Annotated in this window: 11 protein-coding genes; 3 read left to right on the top strand and 8 right to left on the bottom strand. The window is 51.9% G+C overall.

The window, feature by feature from the left end:
* Nucleotides 1-4: 4 nt before the first annotated feature.
* The 3 genes from D2E26_RS01785 to D2E26_RS01775 all read right to left on the bottom strand — a co-directional run bounded on the left by D2E26_RS01785 (nt 5) and on the right by D2E26_RS01775 (nt 3,271).
* Nucleotides 5-2,356, bottom strand: coding sequence for a RelA/SpoT family protein (locus tag D2E26_RS01785; protein ID WP_125962982.1), 2,352 nt, complete (start codon nt 2,354-2,356; stop codon nt 5-7).
* Nucleotides 2,357-2,501: 145 nt separating this feature from the next.
* The gene (gene dut, locus D2E26_RS01780; protein WP_125962981.1) at nt 2,502-2,978 is read right to left on the bottom strand and encodes a dUTP diphosphatase; all 477 of its coding nucleotides are present in this window, start codon (nt 2,976-2,978) and stop codon (nt 2,502-2,504) included.
* Nucleotides 2,978-3,271, bottom strand: a complete 294-nt coding sequence (locus tag D2E26_RS01775) for a DUF4193 domain-containing protein (RefSeq protein WP_125962980.1) — start codon at nt 3,269-3,271, stop codon at nt 2,978-2,980. Before D2E26_RS01775 ends, dut begins: the two co-directional genes overlap by 1 nt.
* 131 nt (nt 3,272-3,402) lie before the next feature.
* Between D2E26_RS01775 and sepH the strand changes: the two genes are divergently transcribed.
* Nucleotides 3,403-4,773, top strand: coding sequence for a septation protein SepH (sepH, locus tag D2E26_RS01770; protein WP_125962979.1), 1,371 nt, complete (start codon nt 3,403-3,405; stop codon nt 4,771-4,773).
* Between the two features lie 185 nt (nt 4,774-4,958).
* Here the strand turns inward: sepH and D2E26_RS01765 are convergent, their stop codons facing one another.
* On the bottom strand, nt 4,959-6,212 hold the full coding sequence (locus D2E26_RS01765) for an alkaline phosphatase family protein (RefSeq protein ID WP_125962978.1): 1,254 nt from the start codon (nt 6,210-6,212) through the stop codon (nt 4,959-4,961).
* A gap of 174 nt (nt 6,213-6,386) precedes the next feature.
* Between D2E26_RS01765 and D2E26_RS01760 the strand changes: the two genes are divergently transcribed.
* Nucleotides 6,387-9,119 carry a DNA gyrase/topoisomerase IV subunit A gene (locus D2E26_RS01760; RefSeq protein ID WP_125962977.1) on the top strand — a complete coding sequence of 911 codons (2,733 nt, stop codon included), beginning with the start codon at nt 6,387-6,389 and terminating at the stop codon, nt 9,117-9,119.
* Nucleotides 9,120-9,125: 6 nt separating this feature from the next.
* On the opposite strand, the gene D2E26_RS01755 is transcribed toward D2E26_RS01760, so the two are convergent.
* Genes D2E26_RS01755 through D2E26_RS01745 form a run of 3 tightly spaced genes read right to left on the bottom strand, consistent with a single transcriptional unit; the run spans nt 9,126 to nt 16,549 of the window.
* The gene (locus D2E26_RS01755; RefSeq protein WP_125962976.1) at nt 9,126-13,919 is read right to left on the bottom strand and encodes a DEAD/DEAH box helicase; all 4,794 of its coding nucleotides are present in this window, start codon (nt 13,917-13,919) and stop codon (nt 9,126-9,128) included.
* Complete coding sequence (locus tag D2E26_RS01750; RefSeq protein ID WP_125962975.1) at nt 13,916-15,196, bottom strand: MFS transporter; 1,281 nt, start codon at nt 15,194-15,196, stop codon at nt 13,916-13,918. Before D2E26_RS01750 ends, D2E26_RS01755 begins: the two co-directional genes overlap by 4 nt.
* A gap of 39 nt (nt 15,197-15,235) precedes the next feature.
* On the bottom strand, nt 15,236-16,549 hold the full coding sequence (locus tag D2E26_RS01745) for an MFS transporter (protein WP_125962974.1): 1,314 nt from the start codon (nt 16,547-16,549) through the stop codon (nt 15,236-15,238).
* Nucleotides 16,550-16,688: 139 nt separating this feature from the next.
* On the opposite strand from D2E26_RS01745, the gene D2E26_RS01740 reads away from it, so the two are divergent.
* Nucleotides 16,689-17,891, top strand: coding sequence for a glycosyltransferase family 4 protein (locus tag D2E26_RS01740; protein ID WP_125963373.1), 1,203 nt, complete (start codon nt 16,689-16,691; stop codon nt 17,889-17,891).
* 74 nt (nt 17,892-17,965) lie between these two features.
* Here the strand turns inward: D2E26_RS01740 and D2E26_RS01735 are convergent, their stop codons facing one another.
* Nucleotides 17,966-18,280 carry a hypothetical protein gene (locus tag D2E26_RS01735; protein ID WP_125962973.1) on the bottom strand — a complete coding sequence of 105 codons (315 nt, stop codon included), beginning with the start codon at nt 18,278-18,280 and terminating at the stop codon, nt 17,966-17,968.
* Nucleotides 18,281-18,349: the final 69 nt, after the last annotated feature.

The following is an 18,349-nucleotide window of genomic DNA, read 5'->3' as shown; positions in this document are numbered from 1 at the left end:
CTTATCAGTCGCGACCAATGCGCGTATTCTGACGCATCTTACGAATACGCGATTGCGTTGAATCCTTGGCGCCCGTCAGACGGTAAACGTCGAACACGCCTTCGATCTTGCGCACAGCGGCTAGCACCGTATTGAGATGCTGTGGATCGGCCATTTCAAAGGAGAACTGCGAAATGGCCACGCGATCCTGACCCGTTTGGATTGAGCCCGACAGAATGTTGACGCCATGATCCGAGAGCACGCGCGAAATATCGGTGAGCAAGTGTGGGCGATCCAAGGCTTCAACCTGAATACGCACCATGAACAGGCCCTTATCGCTGGTCCATGAAACTTCGATAACGCGTTCTGGTTCCCTATGCTCAAGGTTGATCATATTCACGCAATCGGTGCGGTGTACGGAAACACCTTCATTACGCGTAATAAAGCCAATAATCTTGTCTCCTGGCACTGGCATGCAGCAGTGAGCAAGCTTAACCCAAATGCCTTCTTCGCCCTTAACAGCAACGCCAACCGAGTTCGAGTTGTTACGGCTGCGATGCGACGAAACGCGCAGTGGAAGCACTTCTTCTTCGGCTTCCTTCGTGACTTCGTCTTCGCCTGCATCCTTTACGAGGCGAGAAATCACGTTCTGTACCGAAACGCGACCATCACCCACTGCGGCCAAAATAGCGTCTGCGCTTGGGAAGTTCAATTCATCAGCCACACCAGCTAATGCTTCTGGACGCATCAACGCTGCAATTGGCAAGTTGCGCTTACGCATAGCACGCGTCAGCTCATCGCGGCCTTCATCAATAGCGTCTTCACGACGTTCCTTCGTGAACCACTGACGAATCTTGTTACGAGCCTTCTGGCTCTTAACGAAGCTCATCCAATCACGCGAAGGACCGGCCGAATCCGACTTAGACGTCAAAATTTCAACAGTATCGCCGTTCTCCAGCTTCGTATCGAGAGGCACAAGACGGCCGTTAACACGTGCACCCATGGTACGGTGACCGACTTCCGTGTGCACGGCGTAAGCGAAATCAACTGGTGTTGCATCAGCAGGCAGCGAGATAATCTTGCCTTTTGGAGTGAAGACATAGACTTCAGCCGAGCCAAGATCCTCTTTAAGTGAGCCTAAGAATTCGTTGGAATCAGGCGTTTCACTCGTCCAGTCAGCAAGCTGCTGAATCCACTTGAGATTATCTTCTGGGCTCAGTTCCTGATTCTCGTTGCGCTTGCGATCCTGCGCATCTGGCGTGCTCAGTGCACGACCTGCCTGACCGTTTGCCTTGTACTTCCAGTGCGCAGCAATACCGTATTCAGCTCGCCTATGCATATCCCAAGTGCGGATCTGAATTTCCACAGGCTTGCCGCCAGGACCCAACACCGTCGTGTGCAACGACTGGTACATGTTGAGCTTTGGCATTGCAATATAGTCTTTGAACCTGCCTGGCACTGGGTTCCAGCGTGCATGCACAGCACCCAGCGCTGCATAGCAGTCTTGAATCGTGTCAACAATAATGCGCACGCCAACAAGATCGTAAATATCAGAGAAATCGTGACCGCGCACAATCATCTTCTGATAAATCGAGAAGTAATCCTTTGGACGACCCGTTACCTGCGCCTTAATATGCTGCGCGGTCAGGTCCTCGTTAATCTCCGACAGAATCTGCTTGAGATACACTTCACGCTGGCCTGCGCGACGCTGCACAAGCACAACGATTTCGTTATAAATCTTTGGATGTAAAGTCTTAAAACTTAATTCTTCAAGCTCGGTTTTAATGGCGTTCATACCGAGTCGGTTTGCTAGAGGTGCATACACGTCCAGCGTTTCACGTGCCTTACGCGTTGCACTCGTAGGCTTCACATAACGCCACGTTCGTGCATTATGCACACGATCAGCCAGCTTCACGACGAGCACACGCACATCGCGGCTCATAGCGACGACCATCTTACGAATCGTCTCAGCCTGTGCCGAATCGCCGACATCCATCTTCGTCAGCTTCGTCACGCCATCAACGAGACCGGCAACCGTGTCGCCAAACTCAGCACGACACTGATCGAGCGTGTAATCCGTATCTTCAACCGTGTCATGCAGCAGACCTGCCGACACAACAATTGGGCCCATACCCAGATCGGCCAGAATCTGAGCAACGGCCATTGGATGAATAATGTATGGTTCGCCTGATTTACGGCGTTGATCACTGTGCTGAATAACGGCGCGTTCATATGCACGACGCACCATCGACATGTCTTCGTCGGGATGGTGCGCCTTACACGTTGCCAAAATTGGCTCGAGTGGATCCAGCGGATTTGAACTGATCTCGCATCCGAGCATGCTCGAAGCTAACAGTTCATCCGTTTTCTGGCCCATATCCACTCCTTGTCACGCCGTTCAACAAGTATCGCCTAGTCTAGTCCGCGATCATTCGTTTCGTTACTCTTGTTCACAGCTTGCTCACGGTATATTGACTTCTGTTTGAAGCCGCAATACCAGTTCTCACTGCAATCGCAAGTCGTCACGAAGCGATGCCTGTTGAACCAAATCCTCGTTCAGCACGATCTGAAGATGGCAACGTTTGTGCTGGCACAAATGTCGCTTCTACATAGCGCTGAATCACGAGCTGTGCAATACGGTCACCTGGTTCAAAGTGGACCGTATGCTCTGGATCTAAATTGATCAGAGGTACTTTAATTTCTCCGCGATATCCGGCATCAATGGTGCCAGGAGCGTTGAGCACAGTAACGCCCTGCTTCACAGCAAGTCCTGATCGTGGATGAACCAGACCAACGTATCCATTTGGCAAAGCAATAGCTATGCCTGTTGGTACGAGTGCACGCTGGAATGGCTTCAAGTCAACAGCTTCTGTTGTTCTCAAATCCGCACCAGCATCACCTGCATGAGCATAAAACAGCTCTGCAGGCTGGTCTGGGTTCAAACTACGAACCAGAACTTCTGTATTTTCAGGTTCGTTATATGCCGCATCTACGCTCATCAGGCAGCGCACTCCTCGCACACAGGCTGACCATCGTCAGTCGTGTAAGCGAGCTGGCTGCGATGCTTCACGAGGAAGCATTCCGAGCAGATGAACTCGTCGCCCTGCATTGGAATAACGGTGACCGATGCATCTTCGTTACTTAAATCTGCACCTGGCAGCTCGTAATCCTCAGCGATGGCGTTCTCGTCATCGTCCATACCGTTCGAAGCGTCCTGCGAGCTTTTGCCCAGCGCCTGGAGTGACTCCTCATCTTCGTCAGTGTTGCGCGGGGAATCATAATCCTGTGCCATGGCAATCCTTTCGACTGCATCCCTTACTTTGACCATCGGCTGATGGTCCTATACTCCCCGCATAGGATACACGAAAAGTAGAATTCGTAAAGTCTTAACGCTCCGCGCGTGTACACTATTCCATATATCGGATGGAAAGTAGGGCTAATTTCATGGGTTCGGATACGCCAAAAGCACGGTTCGATCGCGTAACAGACGACGGTGAATTGGAATTTTCCATGGGTACACAGACCTTCCTTATTGAGGTCAATGACGTACTGGACCGCGCAATATTAACCGCTAAGCAAATTCAAAGTGACCATATTGGCGAGAAGCCGGTCAATCATACGCAGACGATTCCTATTTCGCAGATTCAGCAGCTGATCCGTGCAGGTTTGGATCCTCACACGGTGGCTGAACGCTACAACATGGACGAAGCATTGGTTCGTCGTTTTTCGCAAACCGTGGAACGCGAGAAGAATTACGCTATTCAGCAATTCCTCAATGTTGCTGCTCCAAAAGAGTCCAAGGTTCGCACCATTTCTGAAATTATTGAGCGCACGCTTGCCGCAATTCGTGTTGATCGCAGCCAGGTGCACTGGTCGGCTACACGTCGTGCTCTTGAGCCTTGGCATATTACTGCTACGTTTACTGCAGGTAATCACGAAATTCGTGCTGAATGGTCGTGGAGCGCGCATAACAATGCAGTCACGTGCTTAAACAGTGCTGCTCGCACGCTACTTGGTGAGCAGAGTGAACCTGTGGAACCACTGCTTGACGAAGTCGACACGATGTTGAAAGAAGCTGTTTCTTCTTCGGCTCAACTGCCAGGCGACTCGGCTCGTTCGGCTCGCATTGAACTTGCCGTGTCTTCGTGGACGCAGCAAAACGATGCGCCTGCTGAAGCTGCAGCTCAGCAGCTAGCACAACAGTCAGTACAGGCCGCACAGTCTGTTGACACTCCAGCAATTGCAGCTCCTCAACAAGCTGCCGCATTGCCAGCATCGAACACCGTAGCTAGCGCATCTACCGATACGGTTGAATTGGCTGCTACTACCCCAGCAGTGACGCAGCCTCAGGACGCTCCTGCAAACCTCAGCAACGCAGACGAGCAATCAGAAGAATCCTCTACCAATGCTGACAACAATGCAGACGACGCTGCCGCACAAGATGAGCAGAGCGTTATTGCGATGCGCCAAATGTTGGATGCCTCAGCAGACCGTGCTGCAGAAAATCATGTAGAACAGCAGGCCGCACCAGTGTCGTCAGATGACGCGCCAACACAAGATAACCTGCAGCAGCAGCCAGTGAGCGACACCTCTGCAGCTACTGAAGCAACAACGGAACCAGCAGCCACCCCAGCTGCAGATCAGTCCACAGAGCAGCAGGCTGCCACCCCAGCAACTACTGAGCACCCAGAAGTTCATGCAACGCCAGCAACCGTGGCTGAGAAAGTGAAGCACCGTCCGGGCCGAGCCCATATGCCAAGCTGGGATGAAATTCTGTTCGGCGGTGGCGAGTGATTCACGTTGTAAGTGATCCGCATCGTAAGTGATTCGCAGCTAATACGTTCAAGCTGAGGCAACTTACGACCTCAAAAAACAACGGAAGCGCATTATGCATCTCATTTGCATAATGCGCTTTGTTTATCAGCACGGATTTTGCAGCACTATTATTACTGTGCTATTGATGCGCTGTTACTGTGCAATTACTGTGCATCAATCAGGCATGGGATTTGCATTTCCATGCGCGTTTGCGAACCGTGCACGCTTGGCAGCGACATAGCAACTTCGGACTGCGTTAATGAATTCACAAGCGTCATCTCGTCGTTCACGCATACGCTCACTTGGCCAAGCATTGGATGCACATGCTCGCTAATCGGACCATAGAGGCCTTGCTCCGTAGCCTGATCAAGCGTACGCACAAGTGCATGATCGCCCAGACGGCTACGCCAACGCGTAGCCACTGCTTCTGGATCCTCGCCATCTTCAACGTACAGCATCAGCGAGCGCGGTTCGCCGCCAATAAGCTTGACACCATGCATGAGCGTTGGTTCCTGCGCCACATCGATGCGCTGGTCTGGGTTTGCATTGACCATGCCGTGATCGGCGACAATACAAATCACCGTATCTTTTGGAGCCATACGGCTAATCGAGCCCAGAATATTGTCAATGCGTTCGAGGGCTTCTCCCCAACCGTCGCCGGTCCAGCCAGCTGCATGGCCGATTTTGTCAACGTCACGCAAGTACAGATAAACCAGACCTGGCTCCTGCAGCGCTTGGACCGTGCGCTCAACCATCGACGATGGTCGGTCAGCCTTAACGTACTTACTACCGCGCAGCGTTGCTTGCGTCAGTGGAGAACGTGCAAACTTGGCAAGGCCCACGCTGGTTGCGTTGGCGCCGTGTGCTTTGAGCAGTTCAAAAACAGTTGGCTGCTGCTGCAGTACTTCTGGCTTCAGTGCGTTACGGAACTGAATGAGCTGGCTCAGTTCTCCTGTTTCAGGATTGATTTGTGTGTAACCAGCCATGCCAGTTAATCCCGGGCACGTTCCCGTACCAAACACACCCATGGCTGCCACCGTCGTACTCGGCGCACAGGTGCCAATTGGCCTTGCATTGGCATCATCTTTGAGCAGCGAACGCAAATATGGTGCGTGGCCAATACGGTCGAGCAAATTCCAATAGCCCATGCCATCCACGAGCACGACCAGTGCATGCTTTGCTGTTGGAATCCCTAATGCTTCACGTAATTGTGCTAGATTCTTATGCACTGCTGTGGCAACAGGGGTGCCAATTGCGTCAGAAAGTGCAGGAAGCACACTTGATAAATGCAGAGCGCCGCCAATGGCATCGGTAGGCAGTGTGGATGGTTCGTTGTTCAGCGTTGGCTTCGCATCGCCATACTGCACTGTTGGCATGAATTGCAGAAGTTCGTTCATAGGCGGCATCTCGTGAGACATGATTCCATTGAACCACTAGATATGACACAGCACACGTCTGCGGCGATTATTGCGGGGTACATCATAAGCGCATAACGGTTGATATACGGGGGTATCTGCACTTGCGCACAATGAACAGCATTCAAGGCTCGCTGCTACTATAGGGGCGATTAAGAAGTCAAGGAGTGCAAATATATGGCCGCGCGTCGCAAACCCGCCCAACCCTCTTATGACCCGCGAACGGTCAAAGAGAATATTGTTGAAACGCCACTCAATGAGGAAATGAGTAAATCATTCCTCGAGTATGCGTATTCGGTGATTTATGCGCGTGCACTGCCAGATGCTCGTGATGGCATGAAGCCAGTGCAGCGCCGCATTGTGTATCAGATGGGTCAAATGCATCTGCTGCCAACTCGTGCTTATATGAAGTCGGCACGCGTTGTTGGCGAAGTGATGGGTAAGTTGCACCCTCATGGTGATTCGGCAATTTATGAGGCTATGGTGCGTTTGGCACAACCATTCGCTATGCGTTTGCCTCTTGTTGATGGTCATGGTAACTTCGGTTCGCTTGATGATGGTCCAGCAGCTTCTCGATACACTGAGGCTCGTCTGGCTCCTGCCGCATTGGGCATGAATGCCGATATTGACGAAGATACTGTTGACTTCACGCCAAACTACGACAACAAGCTCAAGGAACCAACCGTACTGCCAGCAGCTATTCCTAATCTGCTCGTCAACGGTGCCTCGGGTATTGCTGTTGGTATGGCCACGAATATGGCTACGCACAATGTTGGCGAAGTGGCGGCTGCTGCTAAGTATGTGATGGCACATCCTGATGCCACGCTTGAGCAGCTGATGGACTTTGTGCCTGGTCCTGATTGGCCAGGCGGCGGCATTATTGTGGGCCGCGATGGTATTCGTGATGCTTACCGTGATGGTCGCGGTACGGTTACGACGCGTGCTGTAACGCATATGGAAAACGTGACGGCTCGTAAGAAGGCCATTGTGGTTACTGAGCTGCCATATATGGTTGGCCCAGAACGTGTGCTTGAGCGCATTTCTGAAGGCGTTAAGAACCATAAGCTCGAAGGTATTTCGGGCGCTATTGATTTGACGGATCGTCATAATGGCACGCGTCTCGTTATTGAGATTAAGACGGGTTACGATCCGAATGCTGTGCTTGTGCAGCTGTTTAAGCACACGCCGCTGCAAGAGAACTTTACGATTAATAACGTGGCTCTGGTGGATGGTCGTCCTCATACGCTGGGCCTGCGCGAAATGCTTGACGTATGGATTGAGCATCGTCGTACGGTGATTCGTCGTCGTAGCGAATTCCGTAAGCAGCGCGCTATGGATCGTTTGCACCTTGTTGAAGGCCTGCTGTTGGCTATGGTCGATATTGACAAGGTTATTGAGGTTATTCGTTCGTCTGAAGATGCAGAAACTGCTAAGACGCGTTTAATGCAGACGTTTGATCTCGATGAAATTCAGGCTCAGTACATTCTGGATCTGCGTCTGCGCAGGTTGACGAAGATGAGCCGCATTGAGCTTGAGTCTGAGCGTGATGATTTGCGTAAGAGCATTGAACAGCTTGAGGCTATTTTGGCTTCTGCTGCTGCTCTTGATGCAGTTGTTGTGCGCGAAATGGATGAAGCTGTTGAAGCCTATGGCACGCCTCGTCGTACGGTGCTGCTCGAAGCTGGCGAAGATGGAGCTATGCATGCAGTGACGGCTCACGGTAGTGACGCTGTGCCTGCTGCAGCACTGACTGCTGCACGTAAGGCACAAACACTGGCTGCTACGGCACAGGAAGTACATGCTGCTGCTAAGCACAAGGATGCTGGCGACATGTCAGAAGCCTTGCAGATTGATGATGAGCCTTGCGCCATTGTGCTGGGCACGTCTGGTCTGATTGCTCGTATGCCACAGTCGGCTATGGAACTGCTTAAGCATCGTGAACCAGTAACTGGTGCCGAACAGAAGCCAACGCTCATTAAGTCGGCATTTATGTCGTCGACGCGTAGCGATTATGCGCTGATTACGTCTGCTGGTCGTTTGGTCCTAGCCCATGCTGTGGAGCTGCCAAACCTGCCTCTTACTGAGGTGGATGGTAAGCAAAATGTCAGCCTTGCTGGTGGTATTCCTGCTGATGAGCTGTTAACAGCTACACAGAGTACGGATCCTATTGCGGGCGAGCATGTTATTGCTGCTGTGGCTATGAACACGAAGAGTGATGAGGAAGCAGCTCCTACTTTAGCTCCTCTGGCTCTTGGTACGCGCCATGGTGTGATTAAGCGTTGGAACCGTGAGGCTCCTACAACAATGGACTCGTGGAGCGTTATTGATCTCAAGGACGGCGACGAAGTTCTTGGTGCTCGTGACGCTGCTGACGATAGCCGCATTGTCTTCGTTTCTACCGACTCGTCACTGCTGACATTCGATGCCAAGCATGTGCGCCCTCAGGGTCGTAATTCAGGCGGTATGGCCGGTATTCGATTGGCAGAAGGATGCCATGTTGCGGCCTTTGCAGTAATCAATGCTGAGGAACTAACCTGGCATGCAGCACAAACGCCAGATGATGCAGCAGAGGAAAGCACTGAAGCAGACGCTGCAGAAGCTCAAGCAACTGCAGCTTCGGGCGCTGTTGTACTGACCGTGGCCGGCGATATTGATGCGTTGGCAGGAACGGAAGATGGCTGTGCCAAGTTGACGCCACTGGACCTCTACCCTACGAAGGGTCGTGGCACGGGCGGCGTGCGTTCGCAGCGTTTCCTGAAGGGTCAGAACACGATCTTCTTCGCTTACGTTGGTGCATATCCGGCTTATGCGACGACAGAAAGCGGCACGGCAATTGCACTGCCAGAAATCAATATGCGTCGCGATGGCAGTGGTACACCACTGTCAGCACCAATCGCTTTCGCAGGCTGATCGACGCTAGCGATATAACTTCATTCCCTGCGGCGATGGAGTGAATCCAGCCGCGCGCAATGCATGAAACATGGGCTGTCCTATTTGAATGGGCAGCCCATTGCATTGTGTAAACGCAACAGGCATACCAAACTCTTGGCCAAAGTAATACGCAAGCTCAGCACATGCTGGCTGCAGCACAGCCTCCTCCGATGTAAACGCCTGCAACTTCTTACTCTTCGGTGAAGCAAATACCACAGGCACACCATTACGCAATACGACCAATGATCCGGCAATACGCTTTGGCTTCGATGCACCTTTCGGAAGCTCAGGCCAAGCAAACGCTGTACCAAACAGCAAGGCTGGGTCCAGTGCGCTTAACGCTACTGCATGCTGAACGCTCTGTGTTTGGGACTGCCTTAGCGCATCAATCGTGTCTCGCGTAGCAAATTGCGCGGCGCCAAAGCCTTCTACAAACATGCCGCGGACGACGCGACCGCGATCCTCCATTGTGCGCAGCACAGGATACAGCACCGAGAAACCACCTGGAACTTGTGCAAGCTCAGCAATTGCCGGTGCAACAACGCCATAGCGGTCCAGCAGCAGCTCCACAAGATCAAGCGTTTGCTGTTCAGCGGTCACGGGCTCAACTGCTACTTCTGTTGCTGCTGCCACAGTTGTTGTGACGAGACGCCACATGCCGGTCATCAAGCGATTCTGCGGCATATGAGCACGCATGCTACGGCGCACCGAACGCATTGATGAACGACGCGAACGCTGCAAAGAACGTACAGTACTACTTGCGGTTCTACTTGAGGTACCGCCCACACTGCCGTGACTCTTCAACGCTTTATTGCCACCCTGTGCTTCGAATGCGCGTAACGCATCCAGCGAACTATTGGTGACCAAGCCGTCTTGGACGAGTTGCCAGAGTGTCTGCTCAAAGGTATGGCTCGACCACGGCGGCGTTACGAGTTCGCCCGTGAATTCATCAACATATGGCTCAGCCTGCTGCATCCAACGACGCTGCACGAGGTCACTGAGCTGCGCGGCCGAGAATGCGCCAGCCTGTTGCAACACCGTCAGAATGCATTGGCGCATCGTAAGCGTTGCTGAATCTGGTTCTGCGGCGTCAGGCTGTTCTTGCTCAGCACTGTCCGAAGTATCCGAAGTATCCAAGTTGTCCGACTGATTGTGTGCCACTACCGGTGTCTGCTGCTCGATGAGCTGCTGTTGCTGTTGTACTAGTGCTGCTAACTGCACAGAATCAGCAGCATAGAAGCGCACACCATGCTCGCTGGCAATCCAGATAACATCGCCATCAACAATCAACGTATCGAGCAAAGTTGGTTGGAAATTACGTACACGCGCTGGCAACACATGGTGTTCCCACACTTGCAATGGCAGCTCAACACCTTCAAGTTGCTCCAACACATGCAGCACGCCGTCCACATCACTGAACTGTTGACCGCCAACAGGACCAATACCTTGCACAGTGCATACGAACTGGGCAAACGTAGCTGCAGCAACAGGACGAATAGCCGCACGCGTCCGTCGCAGCGATCGCGAACGGATCATACGGAATACTGATTCATGCAGCCACTGCTCCACTCCAGCATCCATACGCGCATCAAAACGGCCAGAAATCAGCTCACCACGAGCCTTGAGCTCATCAAGCATGCGAACAGCCTGTTCCGCGTCCAAGCCCAAATCATCAATCATCATGGCTGCCGTAAAAGGACCATGTGTTTTGGCATAACGATTCACACGGCCAATCACATCGGTACTATCAAGCTCATTCCAGAACTGCTTGGCTTCTACCACTGCCCTAGCTTCATCAATCGACTCAGCATCGAGCACACTGGCATAATCCGCTTCACCTAACAGCTGCTCTAGCACGGCTGGATTCATCGACAGCAGCTGCGCATTGCGCTCAGCCAATGGAGTATCGCCGTCATACATGACCGAGCCCACGAAGCCGAACATCAAATGCTCTGCCATTGGCGATGGCTGATTTGTCACGACCTCATCAATCAGCAGGGTGCCCGATTGAATACGTGCCATGACTTCACGCAATGCTGGCAGATCATAAACGTCTTGTAAGCATTCGCGCATTGTTTCCAGAATCAGCGGGAAGTCCTTGAGTGGACGTGCTGCTTCGAGTAATTGCGCAGCCCTCAGTCGCTGCTGCCATAACGGCACACGCTTACCAGGATGCATGCGTGGCATAAACAGCGAGCGCGCTGCTACTTCCCTGAATCGGCTGGAGAACAGAACGCTGCCACCAACTTGTTCGGTGACAATGCGCGTGAGCTCATCGCTGTCGAACTTCATTGCCGATACTACGTCAATCGTGCCGTCACCATCAGGAAGGCGAATCACAATGCCGTCGTCGGCAGCAAAAATCTGTCCTGAGAATCCGTAGCGTTGATGCAGTCGCGCATTAATGGCGAGTGCCCACGGTTCGTGCACTTGCCTACCGAGTTGCGAATGGATAATAACAGTCCAGTCGCCTTCCTCACCTTGCGTACGCTCCACCACAATGCGCGAAGCATCCGGAATTACCGTTGTTGCTGCTTGCTGTTGTGCGAGCAGGCTGGCCAGATCGGCTATGGCATGATTGTCGAATCCGTCATCATGCAGTCGCTGCATCACGCTGGCTGTAAACGTTGGTTTCGCTACAACATGCGTTGGCACAACATTCTTGCCAGCCTCGCCGTTACTTGCTGCTTGCGCTGCCATATCAGCTGGCGTAATCAGCCCCGCGCTCATATCGTGCAGCCATTGGGCTTGTGCATAGCCGAACGTATAGCTGCGCCCGTCTTGATCGCCGTGCCAAAATGGCAGTCGCGCACTTCTTCCGTTAGCTGGTACGACCACAACACGATCGTGCGTAATTTCTTGGACCTGCCATGTGCTCGTGCCGAGCGTAATAATGTCGCCGACTCGCGTTTCGTAGACCATTTCTTCGTCGAGTTCACCGACTCGCTTTGGTCCTTTACCCGCTTGTGCTTCCGGCAGTACGACCGTATACATGCCGCGGTCCGGAATCGTACCACCGCTCGTCACAGCGAGCCGCTGTGCCCCCGGCCGCGCTGAAATCATGCCCGACTGTTCATCGATCATGAGCGGCGGTCGGAACGCTGAGAATTCTTCTGTTGAGTAGGCTCCTGTTAACAGGCCTATTACTGACTGAAAAGCTTCGCGTCCCAAAGCAGCAAATGGCGCCGCTTTACGTACCAGCTGATACCACGATTCAACATTCAGTGGTTCTAAGCTGGCTTGTGCAACAGTTTGTTGGGCTAGCACATCTAATGCATTCTTGACCATATGCGTTGGTTCAAGCGAAGCCGTACGCATACTCTCTACTGCTGTTCCCGTGGCAATAATGTCTTGCCTAGTTAATGGATACAGCACTGCATGCGAAACACCACCGACTTTATGGTCGGCTCGTCCAATGCGTTGTAATCCTGAGCTAATTGATAATGGTGAAGCGATTTGGATAACAAGGTCGACGCTTCCCATATCAATGCCGAGTTCCAAGCTGCTGGTTGCAATAACGCAACGCAGTTTGCCATGTTTTAAATCGTCTTCTATTTGCTTGCGACGATCTTTCGACACTGATCCGTGATGCGCCATGGCAATCATATGGTCAGCATCTTGTGGTGCTACCAGTGCTGACGTTGAGCCATATGAGGAACGACGATGCAATGGTTCGTCTGGCCCATCACCCTTCTGTCCCCAGGCAGGCTGCTCAGTATCGGTATGCTGCATGGCAGCATACATATCGTTAATCTGTGCTGTTAATCGTTCAGCCACACCACGTGAGTTGACGAACACGAGTGTGGTTCGATGTTGCAGCACAAGATCCAGCACACTGCGTTGAATATTCGGCCAGATCGAGGCCGTTTTCTGTTGTGTTGGAGCACTATCTGGTGGCAAATGCAGTTGTTGGCGAATGCGCTCAATACCGTGTTTGCAATTCGCATCGGTATCGGGCATAGCACTCGTCCCATTATCAATACGATCAGCAGCATCAATAACTTTGAGCTCAATTGCAGGAGCTGCAGCGGTATCAACAATATGAACGTTGGCACTACCGCCTAAGAATGCGGCAACTTCTTCTATGGGATGCACAGTCGCTGAAAGTCCAATACGTTGTGCTGGCTGTGGTAGCAGAGCATCAAGGCGTTCCAAGCTCAGAGCCAGATGCGAACCGCGCTTCGTACCCGCAACAGCATGAACCTCATCAATAATGACTGACTCAACAGTGCGCAGTATCTCGCGTGCTTTACTCGTCAGCATTAAATACAGCGACTCTGGCGTTGTAACCAAAATATCTGGTGGATTACGCGTTAGAGCAGCACGCTGCTTAGCATCCGTATCACCACTGCGCATAGCAACACGAACTTCTGGTGCCACTAAGCCCTGCTGCTCGTACTGCTGTGCAATACCAGCTAATGGCCTATTAAGATTCTTGGCCACATCAACACCCAATGCCTTGAGTGGTGAAATATAGAGCACGCGAACACCTTTACCGCGCTTGGTACGTTGCGTACGCTTGGTACGCTTCGTGCTCTGATCTGTGTTTGATGCCGAAGACTCAGCTGAAGGTTCCTGAGTTTTGCGCTGCATGAGCTTGTCAATTGCAGCTAAGAATGCCGCTAGGGTTTTACCCGAACCCGTTGGTGCGATAACGAGCGTATTGGCACCTTGTTGAATGAGCGGCCAGCTCTGTGCTTGAGCTGGCGTTGGCTCACCAAAGGTTTGCGTAAACCATTGTTGTGTTTGCGAAGAAAATGCTGCTAATGCTGAATTCACTGTGCTGCCTCGACTGCAGGCAATTGATCCACACGATGACGTGCCATCATTACTTCACCAGCAACAATCGTAACTACAGCGAAGAGCAGCAAATACCATGGCAGCGTATGAATCGAGATCATGCGCGCCAGAATACTGAACAATGCTGGTGTAGCAAATACACCAATTGCGGTCATAGCCGTAATCAGTGAAACGACAGTACGAGTGCTGGCTACGCCATACCAGTGTGGAATCATCGCAATAACAGCTGGATTAATTGGGGCTACACCAAGACCCAGCAGAATTGGTACAACCACTGCCTTCCAATGTGCGTGAATTGGCAGCAGCATCAGAATCAGTGCAGCAACCATCATGACCTCGCCAATATGGATGCGCTGCGGACCATCAAGTATTTTTGCTGCGAAACCAGCAATAACAAGGCCTACGGTCATACCAACAAAGAAGAGGCTTGCATACCAACCCGAGTATTCAATCGTCATGCCTTCGGCCTCGACCATATAAGTCGAACCCCAGAGCATCATCGTCTGTTGCACAGATGTATAGCCGAGCACCATAATGGCCAAGAACAGTACCTTTGGCAGATGGCGTACTGCGCTCAAAGTCGCTGCAGCTGTCAGCACGTGACGGTTATCCAGCTCAGGATCTTTATCAACTAATGTGCCCTGAATATCGCGTGCATCGCGACCATATCGCCACAGTCCCACTGCAGCACATGGCAATGCACAAGCAATCAGCATCAGGCCAACGAAACCATAAGCATCTCGCCAACCTATAGCAATGGCAATGATGATGCCTAATGCAGCGTGGCCGATTGTGGTGCCAGCCAACTTCGTGGAATGGAACCAGTTGATAGCCTGCGATGAATATCGGGCTGCCACATAAGAATTCAACGTAGACGTTAACGTACCTGCTGCCCAACCATATGGAATTGCAAACACTAGGAGCCAAGATACGTCGGTGACGAGTGCGAATGCCATGCAGCCCATTGCAGCCAGCAAAATATTGCACAGCACAATAAAGCCAATGCTCATAATTGTGCGCAACCATTGTGCACTTAACGAAGCTATCGTTGATGCCACACAGGTCATCATGGCAATGCCTACTAAGCCAATGAAATTACCGCCTAAACCTTTGCCCATTGCAGGCCACGATGCACCGAGTAAGGCCACTGGTAGACCCATAGCAAAATAGGCAATAGCAATAAGTACTACAAGAAACCGTTCCTTGCGGATTCGAGATCGTTCAATGCGTGTGCGAGTCTGAGGGTTTCTTGTCATAGTGCCATCGTAACTGGAAACCCTCGAATTTGTTAGACCCTATTGAACATTTGCTGGCACATACAGACGATGCAGCCACATGTGCATAGTCACATTAATGAGCAGCAGCACGAGTAAATACCATGGCAATAGGCTCATGGAGCAGTATTGGGCGATAACACCAAACAATGCTGGCATAAACATAGAGCCCAAATAGGCGAACGCCATTTGCATACCCACAATTGCTTGCGAATTGCGAGCGCCGAACAATGTTGGCGTTAAATGAATAATGCATGGATACATTGGTGCACAGCCCAAACCAATCAGAATAAATGCGGTGATATCAGTCCATGTGCCAATTGCTGGCATAATCAGCAGCACAACACCAATGCCCATAATGAGCTGGCCAATACGAATCATGGCTGCATCAGACAGGCGCAATGCTAAGAATCCTGAGCCAATACGACCAACCGTAATACCAATAAGGAACAGGCTTGCCATACTTGCTGCTGCAGCATCAGCTACACCCGTATCTAAATGCAAATAGCTCGAGGCCCACAACATACACGTTTGTTCAAATGCGCAATAGCAGAAGAACATGAGCAGCATTTGTACAGCGCCACGCAGCTTAAACACACCACGAATACCCAGTGGCTTACGCTCATTACCGGATTCAATAGTCTGACGGGTCAATCCTGACTGCTCTGCAGATTGACGCTCAACTGGAGTCTTCCCTGACTTGCCTGACTCCCCTGTCTCCCCTGACTCTAGGGTTTCATGATGTTCCTTCAGTGCCTGCTGCACCGTGGCATGCGTGTACTGTTCATGCACTTTCTTCCACAGTGGCAAGCTGAACAACAGCAGCATGGCAATAGCAAGCTGCATAAAACCAATAATGTGGTAGCCAGTCGCCCAGCCGCGGCCGCTACTAATCGCATAGCCCATCACGTATGGGCCGATTAACGCGCCTAAGCCCCACATACTGTGCAGCCAGTTCATATGACTGCTTTGATAATGCACGGCAACGTAGTTATTGAGTGCAGCATCAATTGCGCCCGCACCTAATCCATATGGCAGTGCAATGGCCAACAGCACCCAATAGTTAGGTGCCATAGAAAAGCCAAGCAACGCTGCTGCAGAAATTAATGTGGAAATAGCCGTGACTTTACCCGCGCCAAAACGTAACGTGACGCGCTCACTAATCAATGCGGAAATAATCGTGCCTGCACTAATTGTCATAGACAGGCCGCCAGCCCAGCTGAGCTGTGCGTGCAGTGCGGGACCCATCGTCGGCCAGGCGGCTCCCAACATACTGTCTGGCAGGCCCAACGAAATGAACGCAATATAAATGATGGCGAGTAATAGTGTCGTCATTGATCCCCTCACTTGGATGCCATCGGTGCAGCAATCGAGGCGCGTGCTCTCGGGTGCTGTTGTCCCCTCTTAACCAAATGACGTTATCGGCTTGCGCAGACAGGTTAGAGTAGTACACATGGCCAAAACACAGCACCATATGCACGCAGCGCAACCCCCGTCTCACGCTTATGTTGAGCCTTTAAGTAGGCCACTGACGATTGGGTTTGTTTTTGACGACACGTTAGATGTGCTCGACGGCGTGCAGCAGCATATTGTGACGCTGGGGCGTGAGCTCGCCCAGCGCGGCCATACGGTGCACTATCTCGTTGGTGAAACGCATGAGTCGCCGATGCCGCACACGCATTCGATGGCGCACAATATTGAGGTGCCGTTTAATGGCAATCGTATGCGCATTCCGCTGCCTGCGTCGCGTCGTCATATTCGTGAGGTGCTCGAGCGCACGCCGTTTGATATTTTGCATGTGCAGGCGCCGTATTCGCCGTTTATGGCTGGTCAAGTGTTGAGCATGGCTGATCCGCGGACTGGTGTTGTGGCGACGTATCATATTGCTTCCGCCGATTTGGCGTCACGTATTGGTGGCTCGCTGCTGGGCACGATTAATCATCACACACATCGTCGTGTGGACGAAGTTATTGCTGTTTCTGACGTAGCTGCTCAGTATGCCACGCGAACTGCTGGCGTGCGCGGCACGATTATTCCGAATCCTATTGATGTGCGTAGGTTTGCGAGCGCTGGTCCACTGCCAGCTGGTTTCCCTCCGCGCGGTAAGCATGTGGTTTTTTTGGGCCGTTTTGTGGAGCGCAAGGGCGCGGGCCTGTTGCTTGACGCTATTGAGTACGGTGAGCAGCATGGTCTGTTCCCGCAGGGCTTCCACGTTACGTTTGCTGGGAAGGGTCCTCTTCTTGATTCCTGCATAGCACGCGCATCGCAATTCGAAACACCAATTGAATTCCTCGGCTATGTGGATGAATGCGATAAGCCTGCTCTGCTGCGCAGTGCTGATGTGGCGGTATTCCCTGCTACGGGCGGTGAATCATTTGGCATTGTACTGCTTGAGGCTATTGCCGCTGGCGCTGGAGTCACGCTTGCTGGCGATAATCCTGGCTACCACTCCACGCTGCTTGGCGACAAGGACGCACTATTCAGTATTGACGAGCACACACATGCCCGTGATTTGGCCGAGCGTATTTCACTCGCATTGACGAGTGCAAACTGGTCGAATGCATTGCATGATCGCGAGCGCGCATTATTGCAACGCTATGACGTCAGAACCGTCGCTAGCCAAGTGGAGCGTATCTATGCTCGTGCACTGGCAAAGCGACGGTTCAACGAACAGTAAAACTGTGCTTATTCGTATTTGATGTACTTATTCGTATTTATTGTTCGCGCTGAAATTGCGCGAGTTTTCTTTGATCATATTTTTTCTGTAGCAACCGCTACAGCAATAGCTACAGCGACCAGAGCTATAGCCATGTATGACCAAGGGATAAGAGCAAGGGCAAACATACCGAGCGCATAGGCAGCTGCTACTGCGCTTTCTAGAACCGTAAATTCCTTGTAGTACGTCTCATAGCACAGCCATACCAAAGCGCAGCATATGATGCCGCCGAGAATTCCCAAATTTAACATCGGTGTTTCTTGCAGCGAACCTTTGCTTATGGTCGATGCTAGAGCGCATGCGGTGCCGCCCGTAATCACGGCATAGGTACGAAGACGCATTGGTTCCATACTATGTATCCTTAAGTTCATGAATTATTGGTGCAGATTGGTAACACAGCGTTCTTTTTTTGACAGTAC

Origin of the sequence: Bifidobacterium dolichotidis (assembly GCF_003951975.1) — a bacterium.
Lineage (GTDB): Bacteria > Actinomycetota > Actinomycetes > Actinomycetales > Bifidobacteriaceae > Bifidobacterium > Bifidobacterium dolichotidis.
The sequence above is the reverse complement of the archived record's forward strand: the minus strand, read 5'-3'. Positions and strand labels throughout refer to the sequence as shown.